The 7,694-nt window shown below is 30.3% G+C and carries 7 protein-coding genes; all 7 read left to right on the top strand.

The features are described 5' to 3' along the window. Positions 1–384, top strand: a 384-nt coding sequence (locus VJJ03_RS11330; RefSeq protein WP_323975677.1) for a TssN family type VI secretion system protein, incomplete at its 5' end; no start/stop codon positions are given. 23 nt (positions 385–407) lie between these two features. Continuing rightward, positions 408–1,418, top strand: a complete 1,011-nt coding sequence (locus tag VJJ03_RS11325) for a LysM peptidoglycan-binding domain-containing protein (protein WP_323975676.1) — start codon at positions 408–410, stop codon at positions 1,416–1,418. Between the two features lie 4 nt (positions 1,419–1,422). After that, positions 1,423–3,822: a hypothetical protein gene (locus tag VJJ03_RS11320; RefSeq protein ID WP_323975675.1), complete on the top strand. Its 2,400-nt coding sequence runs from the start codon at positions 1,423–1,425 to the stop codon at positions 3,820–3,822. Next, positions 3,819–4,559, top strand: coding sequence for a hypothetical protein (locus tag VJJ03_RS11315; RefSeq protein ID WP_323975674.1), 741 nt, complete (start codon positions 3,819–3,821; stop codon positions 4,557–4,559). Before VJJ03_RS11320 ends, VJJ03_RS11315 begins: the two co-directional genes overlap by 4 nt. 85 nt (positions 4,560–4,644) lie before the next feature. Continuing rightward, positions 4,645–5,310 carry a hypothetical protein gene (locus tag VJJ03_RS11310; protein ID WP_323975673.1) on the top strand — a complete coding sequence of 222 codons (666 nt, stop codon included), beginning with the start codon at positions 4,645–4,647 and terminating at the stop codon, positions 5,308–5,310. 446 nt (positions 5,311–5,756) lie between these two features. After that, on the top strand, positions 5,757–7,028 hold the full coding sequence (locus tag VJJ03_RS11305) for a hypothetical protein (protein WP_323975672.1): 1,272 nt from the start codon (positions 5,757–5,759) through the stop codon (positions 7,026–7,028). Beyond that, positions 6,985–7,512: a hypothetical protein gene (locus VJJ03_RS11300; protein WP_323975671.1), complete on the top strand. Its 528-nt coding sequence runs from the start codon at positions 6,985–6,987 to the stop codon at positions 7,510–7,512. The genes VJJ03_RS11305 and VJJ03_RS11300 overlap by 44 nt, the downstream gene beginning before the upstream one ends. Positions 7,513–7,694: the final 182 nt, after the last annotated feature.

Below are 7,694 nucleotides of genomic sequence, written 5' to 3'. Positions count from 1 at the left end.
AGTATCAAGGATGAGGAAATGCGTGATTTGGTACTCATCTCTTTAGTAGTAAAGAAGGAAGAAACAGATGAGAATTTCAGTTCTTTTAGAGCTAAAGCACCCTCACGTATTGATTTTGGGAGACTTTTCTACAGTTTTGTATTAGACTACAACGAAAAACACTCTAATGAACCTATACAAACAGAAGATGACAATGGCTTGTGTCATTGGATATTCTATTTGCAACCTAAGTGGTATGAGAAAACGCGGTTTATTATCCCTGATGGCACACTTCTTTCCAATAACATCGTTGAGAACAGTGTGATATTCTGTATACGAAAAGAAGGCGTAGACAGTAAACCTGAAGAAAAGGAGGAAGAGGGCGAAACCTATGAATTTCAATAGTATAACCCTAAAATGACACGCTTATGAGTCGTATATACAAAGTAAAGAAAGGGGATACCTTACAGTTGATTGCTGAGAAGCTTCAAATCTCAGTAAATGACTTACGGCATTATCACAATATGCGTTGTGAGTTATGGGAACTATTGGAACAGAAACTAACCTCTAAGACAGAGCGCATTATAGTTCCTTCAGAGGAAGAACTCGCTTCCTTGCAAGGGCATCAACAGGCTGTACTAAAAGAACAAGAGCGTCCTTCGCGTTATTTGGATAAGAAGTTTTATGCAAAGGACTATAAAGTAAAAGAAGTAGTCATCACCTCAGATAAAGAAGTAAAAACAGATTATTCCCTTTCTTTACAGATGGAGAAAGCAGAGAAAGGGTGGAGTATGATTGTAAATACAACTTATGAGGAGGCTGATACTAAATTCACCGAGTTAGCAACGGCTTGTATGCAGGCGATGCAACCATTAAAATACCATCTATCTATAAATGGGGGGATCACTGATATAGAAAACCACCGAGAAATCATTGAGCGATTTACGCAAAAGCGTATTGATATAGAAGGTTATTTTGAAGGAGAATTAGCCAAAAGCTATACCGATACCTTCTATGAAAAACTGATAGATAAGGAATATATATTGGAACGCTTACAGATGTCGTTCTTAAATCAGGTACTTTTCCCTCGTATGGAGTGGTTTCATAAGGATAATGAAAAGTGGGAAGAGGGGTTTTGCCCCGTACAAGGTAGTGATTTTATTCCTTATGAGTTAGAAACAGAAGTGATATTTGAAGAGTATGAGATAGTAACAATCGTAAAGGGAACATTGAAGAGAAATTATAACTTATGGAAATTAACAGAAGGTTTCAGAATGATTGATAATATAACACCTTTTGAAAGTGCTTTCACAATTACGTATGCTATAGAGAGGAATTCATCACAACTTTACGCTATAGAGGCAGTATTAGATATTTACTTTGAAGGTGAATTATATAGAAAAAATATGTTAGGAATAAATAAAAGGTCTAAATTATAAGATTATGCCAAACAATATAACAATATCAGGACCCAAGAATCCTCCAATAGGGAGGGTAGGGGCGTATTATAGCATTAATTTGCCAATGCCCAAAGATTCTAATATGACCTATAGATGGCTTATATATAGACCTGGGTCAGAAAAAACACTTATACCAAGTTCAAATAAAGAAGGAATAAAAGTAAAATTTTCATTTGATGATCAATGGAAGAATAAGACATATCTAATTAAAGTTTTTGAATGTGTAAAAGGAAAAACTTATAAAGAACTATTCGAAGCAGGAAAACTAAAAAAGGAATTAGCTTCATTTGAAATTACTCCTAAAGAGGCTGTAAATACAAAGATACTAAATCCTGAGATATTAAAAGTTGATCATAGGAAAATGGGAGATGGTGATCCTAATAAAGTAAGTTATCAAGATACTTTGCTTGTATGGGCTGAAACTCAGGGTTTACAAAATAAAGAGATAACTTTTAAATTATTATGGAATAATGATGATGAACCTAAAAAAGTTTTTAAGGCAAAAGTCGACAATAAAGATAGAGCAGAAGTAAAAATACCTTTGATAACATACCCAGATGTATTAGATGCTTTTATAAAAAATAGGACTTCAAAAGATAAATCAACAGAACACACTTTTAAAGTAGAAGCCAGTTTTGGAGAACCACCAAAAACAAATGGTAAAAAAGCAACTCAAGTTAAAGGAGAAATAAAAGATGCCTACTTTATAGATAAAAATGGGGAAAAGGTAACAAAACTTAAGAAAGGAGATGTAGTTAGAGTATGTATTGAATCAGAAGGAATGATTAATAAATATTTTCAGTATTTTATATTGGAAAAGGATAAATATACCCCTGATGACTCTATAACAAGTAGTGGAGTGCTCACATTTAAAGATGATATCTTTATAGGAAGACCGATTGAGATTGATGACGAAAAGCTTCTTTGGGGAGGAAAAGATAGAGAGAGAGAAGACAGATATGAACAAGATTATATCATTAAAGTAAAAACATTTAAGGATAGTAAAACATCTAAACCTAAGACACTTATCCTTGAAGAAGAAAAAGATAAAACTTTTTATAGTAAAAGCCCTGTAAAAGTAAGTGTTAGAGGAAAAAGCGAAAAAGAAAAAACTCCTTCTACTGATAGCTTATTTTTACCTGATATTCAAATAAAAGAAGTTTACGAAATAAAAGAGGATAAAAATGTTTCTTTAGAACTTGATAAAGAGGCAGATAAGCATATAAAAGTACTTGATGAAAAAACAAGTGTAGCAACAGAATACAAAGAAAAAGATATCACAACTGTAAAACAAACCAGTAGCATGATTATCCGTTTTTCTGTTACTCCAAAAGGAGGTAAGAAAACAGGCTATTTAGGGTTGTTTTTAAGCACTAGCCACGAAGCAGAAATTCTCTATGCTAATGAGTTGTACTATAACTATAAGAATGTTTTATCTCCTAATATAGCTTCTATAACAATAAAAGAAGGCGAGACAGAAAGACCATTTGGCTCAGGATATACAACAAAAATAAACGGAATAGAGACCGAATTTGAGCTAAAAATAGTCTTTAATAAAGATAAGAAAATTAACAGTGATGTCTTTATAGATATTTTTAGTAATACCAATGCTGCTCTTGCAAAACCTACCTTGTCAGGCACTGCGTTGCATAGGTTTAAGATGAAAATGGCAAAAATACAATCTATTATAACTTACCATATTTACTATGATGGGCGTATTGAAAAGCATATACCAAAAGAAATTGCAGAAGAGTTTAAGCAAAAATATAAGTATGTTTATCACGATGAAAAGGGTAATGAGCACGAAATAGGTATCTTTAAATTTTTAGAGACGACAGAAATGAAAAAAGGTAATATTGCAGGAACCAAGAAAGTTGAGTTAATAGATATTAGAGAATTTAAAGGATATGACAATAATGGAGTTAAATTAAAGTTTTTAACAATAAATACAAATTCTAAGCGGTATTATATAAATCCTGATTGTTATGCAGGATTGTTTGGGGCAATGGCTAAACTAAATATAGATTATTTAGGTTTTAATGGATTTAGTAATAATAAAGCAGGTTCTTATCCCAGCACATCACATTTTAATGGTGAAAAAGGCGATTTAAGATATTTATCTACAAATAGAAAAGGAGAATCAACTTATTTACAACATTCTCATTTTGATGTAGAACAACAAAATAAATTTAACGATGCATTATATTTATTTGGTTGGGGTCGATTAGAGAAAATGTATTCTGAATATTTTACCTACAATGGTAATAGTAAATATCTTTTAAATCATACAAAGCACATGAAAAAAGAAGGAGAATATGAGCATTATCACCATTTACATTTAACAGGTTTCGATCATACGTTAATTAAAATTATAGAAGAATGAAGGAAATAATTTTATTTTTATTACTTGCTGCTAATTTTATAGCTTGTAAGCAAAATACAAATTCCATAGATAAAAAAACAGAAAAAGAAGAATTTACTGTAACTAATTCTGAGAAAGAAGAATTTACTGTAACTAATTCTGAAAAAGAAGAATTTACTGTAACTAATTCTGAAAAAGAAATATCTTTTGATGATTTAGAAGAAGTTTCGTTGCCTTTTTGCTTAAAAAAAGTAGAAGAAGATGTTAGTTATCATTATTATGATGATATAGACTTCTTTTTATCATATTATAAGTTAAAAAAATCGTTAAACAAGGAAGTAAATGCCCTTTTTCATAAAGGTACGATTGATTTTATAACTAATGAAGAAGTTTTGATAGCTTACCCCTATTATCAAGAAAGTGAGGACTCTCCTCCTTTTGCTGTAAAGAAAATACAAATAAATGATTCTATAACTACCGTTCTATATGGATATATACAAGTAAATGAATATTCACTACCGCGTATAGAGTTGCAAACATTTGATAAACAAGGAAATTATATAGATAGTATAATTCTTTATTATCATCTCGTCAGTGAATGTTCAGCGAATAGATATTTTTGTATAGATAAAAAATTTAAAATAAAAATTCAAACAGATTTTTTTTGTTCAGGAGAATTAGATGAAGGAGAAGATTTTTCTTATCATAGTACTGACATATTTAAAATCACTGAAACAGGAAAAATAGTCAGAGAGTAGAGAGTAATCCTGTGAACCGTAAGCTATGCACTGTACACTGACCTCTCGCACAGCCCTAAAACCACTTGAATTAATCAGTAAAAAAATGAAGAAATTAATTATATTTTTATTGCTTGCTAACTTTATAGCTTGTAAACGAAATACAAATTCTGCAGATAAAAAAGAAGAATTTACTGTAACTAATTCTGAAAAAGAAATATCTTTTGATGATTTAGAAGAAGTTTCGTTGCCTTTTTGCATAAAAGGTAGTTATGTGAAAGATGATTTGTATTATGTAGATATTGATAAATTTTTAGGCTTTCATAAGTTAAAAAAATCGTTAAACAAGGAAGTAAATGCCCTTTTTCATAAAGGTACGATTGATTTTATAACTAATGAAGAAGTTTTGATAGCTTACCCCTATTATCAAGAAAGTGAGGACTCTCCTCCTTTTGCTGTAAAGAAAATACAAATAAATGATTCTATAACTACCGTTCTATATGGATATATACGAGTAAATGAATATTCAGTACCGCGTATAGAGTTGCAAACATTTGATAAACAAGGGAATTATATAGATAGTATCATTCTTTATTATCGTCTCGCCGATGAATGTTCATCAGAGCGAACATTTTGTATTGATAAAAACTTTAAAATAAAAATACAAACAGAATTTGGGTGTACTGCAATTGAAAAAGATGATGAAGATTTTAATTTTGAACAGACTGATACATTTAAAATCACTGAAACAGGAAAAATAGTGAAACAATAAAATTAATTTATCATAGAAAAGAATAATACATTTCCTTAAAAACACTACCAAGGAATTTGCAAAACAAATAAACAAGATAGAACAATGAACAATCTACTCACCCATTATCCTGTAAATTGGATAGACGGAATGAAGCTAAGCAGCAGCCATTTTATTGCTGTGCGACAGCGTTAGAGATGCCATAGCCTTGCAAACTACGGACCTTAAAAATAGAAAGGGTATATCTTAGTAAAAAAGGAAGTGGTAACATATCAAAGGTAAGCTATCAAGACACCCTAATAGCTACTGCTAAAACCAAGGGGTTAGAAGGTAAAAAAATTACGTTTAATCTATATGAACGTGATGAAAAAGACAAAACTCACGTCAAAGATTTCTTCGCGGAGGTTGATAGGTACGGTATAGCAAGTGTTGAGATTCCTTTATTAAGCAATAAGAAAGTATTTCAATTGTTAGCCAATCAAAAAGCTCCTGAATATGGAGAAGGAAACAAGCACGAGTTTTTTGTAATGGCAAGTTTTGGTTTGAATAAAACTATAAAAGAGAGTAATGAACTACAAGTAAATCTTACTAAAAAGATCAAAAAAGCATATTTTGTGGATGTTAATGGGAAAAAAGTCAATAAAATACAGGTTGGAGATTCTGTTTGTGTTCGTATAGAATCTGAAGATATGATTGGGGCTTTGGTTAGATACACTATTTTAGAGAAAGATGTAATAAATGATGATGAGATTTGGCTTAGAAAACTTGTTATTAACGATGATGTTCATACTGATAGTGAGATTACAATAACAGAAAATCTTTTTAATGAAGGAGCTGATCTTGGATATGTAGATCCTGATTCTGAGAAACAAAACTATTATATAAAAGTAGAAGCATTAGTAGGAAAGAAAGAATCAAGTGCTTTTGAACTTAGCTTTGAAAGTGTAGAGTTTGAAGTAGGAAAAAGCCCTGTAAAAGTAGAGGTTGGAGAAGTAAAGAAAGAAGAAAAGAAGGAAGAACCATTAGAAGAAGGGGCTTGCCCACATTGTCGTAAAAAGCATATCGATTTGACAAATAAAATGACTTTTCAAAATCAACCTCCCAAAACACAACTTTGTGCAGTTACATCAAAAGCTATAATTGAAGGAACAATAATTAGAGAATCCAAGGATAAAGAAGAATTAACAAATAAACTAACATTATATAAACCTGAAGGCGGAGGAGAGTATAAAGCTAAAAATGCGCATTGTTTCTATCAATTAGCATTAGAAAAAAACGTATCAAAAGGGAAAAGAACTGAATTAGACTTTTTTGAGGATAAAATAAAAGAAGGTATGGAATACTTGGATTTGTCATTAGAAAAAGGACTTCCTGTTATGGTTGGTGTGAATCATACATTTAATTATAAACCGAAGAAGAAAAAAGATAAAGAAGGTAAAGAATACAAAGATTATATCAATGAAACCACAACAGATCATTATGTTGTTATAGTAGGAAGAGAATGTGATAATGGTAGTATAAAATACAGATTTTGGGATGTAGGTTCTTCAAAAGGAGATAACGATTGGTTTTTTGAAAAACAAGAAGATGGGATATTTACAGCCTCTAAAACACATAATTCAAAAGAATATACAATAACACAAATAAGACGAAATATAAGAAAAATAACAGAAGAAATAACAAATAAAAAAACAAATGAAAAAACAAAAAAAACAAAAAATGAAATTATTACTTATTAGTTTATTTTTAATAGGAACAGTGAGTTCTTGTGAAAATGTTGTTAATAATAACACTGAAAAAGATCCACTAAATGAATTATTAAGTATCGAATCTGATACCAAAATAAACAATCCACTAGCGAACAAAAAGTTTTATTATTTAGATAAAAAAGAGGAGAATGGAGAATTGAGGCTCTTAATATACCCATATCTTGAAGACGATTATGATATGGCTAAAATTATTTTTACTGACTCAATGCTTATTGATGGTTGGAATATTATGGAACCATATGAGTGGAAAATAGAAAGGGTTTCCCAACAAGATTCTCTTTTAATCTATCACTTACAAATGATGGGTTATCCAGAAACTCAAGATACTTTTTATTTTAATTATAATGAAAAAAAAGGTATTTTATATAGAAAGGATAGAGATACGACTTATATTTTAATAGATTCTTTAAAGAGTAATAGTGTGAGAAAAGTAAAAGCAGAGTTGATACCATGATTTATATCTCAGTTATGTTCTAAAAAAAAAGATAACAGAAACCCTATTTAAGAAAGGAATAGATTTAAATTATTGAGGTGTCAAAATATTTTCATATATTTGCATTCTGAAAATTAATGTATTATGGAATTATTTAAGGGACAAAGCCTCTTAGAGTTTACTGAACGCTTTAAAACAGACTT

It is taken from the genome of Capnocytophaga sp. G2 (assembly GCF_035282625.1).
Lineage (GTDB): Bacteria > Bacteroidota > Bacteroidia > Flavobacteriales > Flavobacteriaceae > Capnocytophaga.
This window is presented reverse-complemented; position numbering and strand designations above follow the sequence as displayed.

What these genes read in the sequence shown, in the direction of transcription:
- VJJ03_RS11325 (WP_323975676.1), top strand. Translation starts at nt 408, where the DNA reads ATGAGTCGTATATACAAAGTAAAGAAAGGGGATACCTTACAGTTGATT.
- VJJ03_RS11320 (WP_323975675.1), top strand. Translation starts at nt 1,423, where the DNA reads ATGCCAAACAATATAACAATATCAGGACCCAAGAATCCTCCAATAGGG.
- VJJ03_RS11315 (WP_323975674.1), top strand. Translation starts at nt 3,819, where the DNA reads ATGAAGGAAATAATTTTATTTTTATTACTTGCTGCTAATTTTATAGCT.
- VJJ03_RS11310 (WP_323975673.1), top strand. Translation starts at nt 4,645, where the DNA reads ATGAAGAAATTAATTATATTTTTATTGCTTGCTAACTTTATAGCTTGT.
- VJJ03_RS11300 (WP_323975671.1), top strand. Translation starts at nt 6,985, where the DNA reads ATGAAAAAACAAAAAAAACAAAAAATGAAATTATTACTTATTAGTTTA.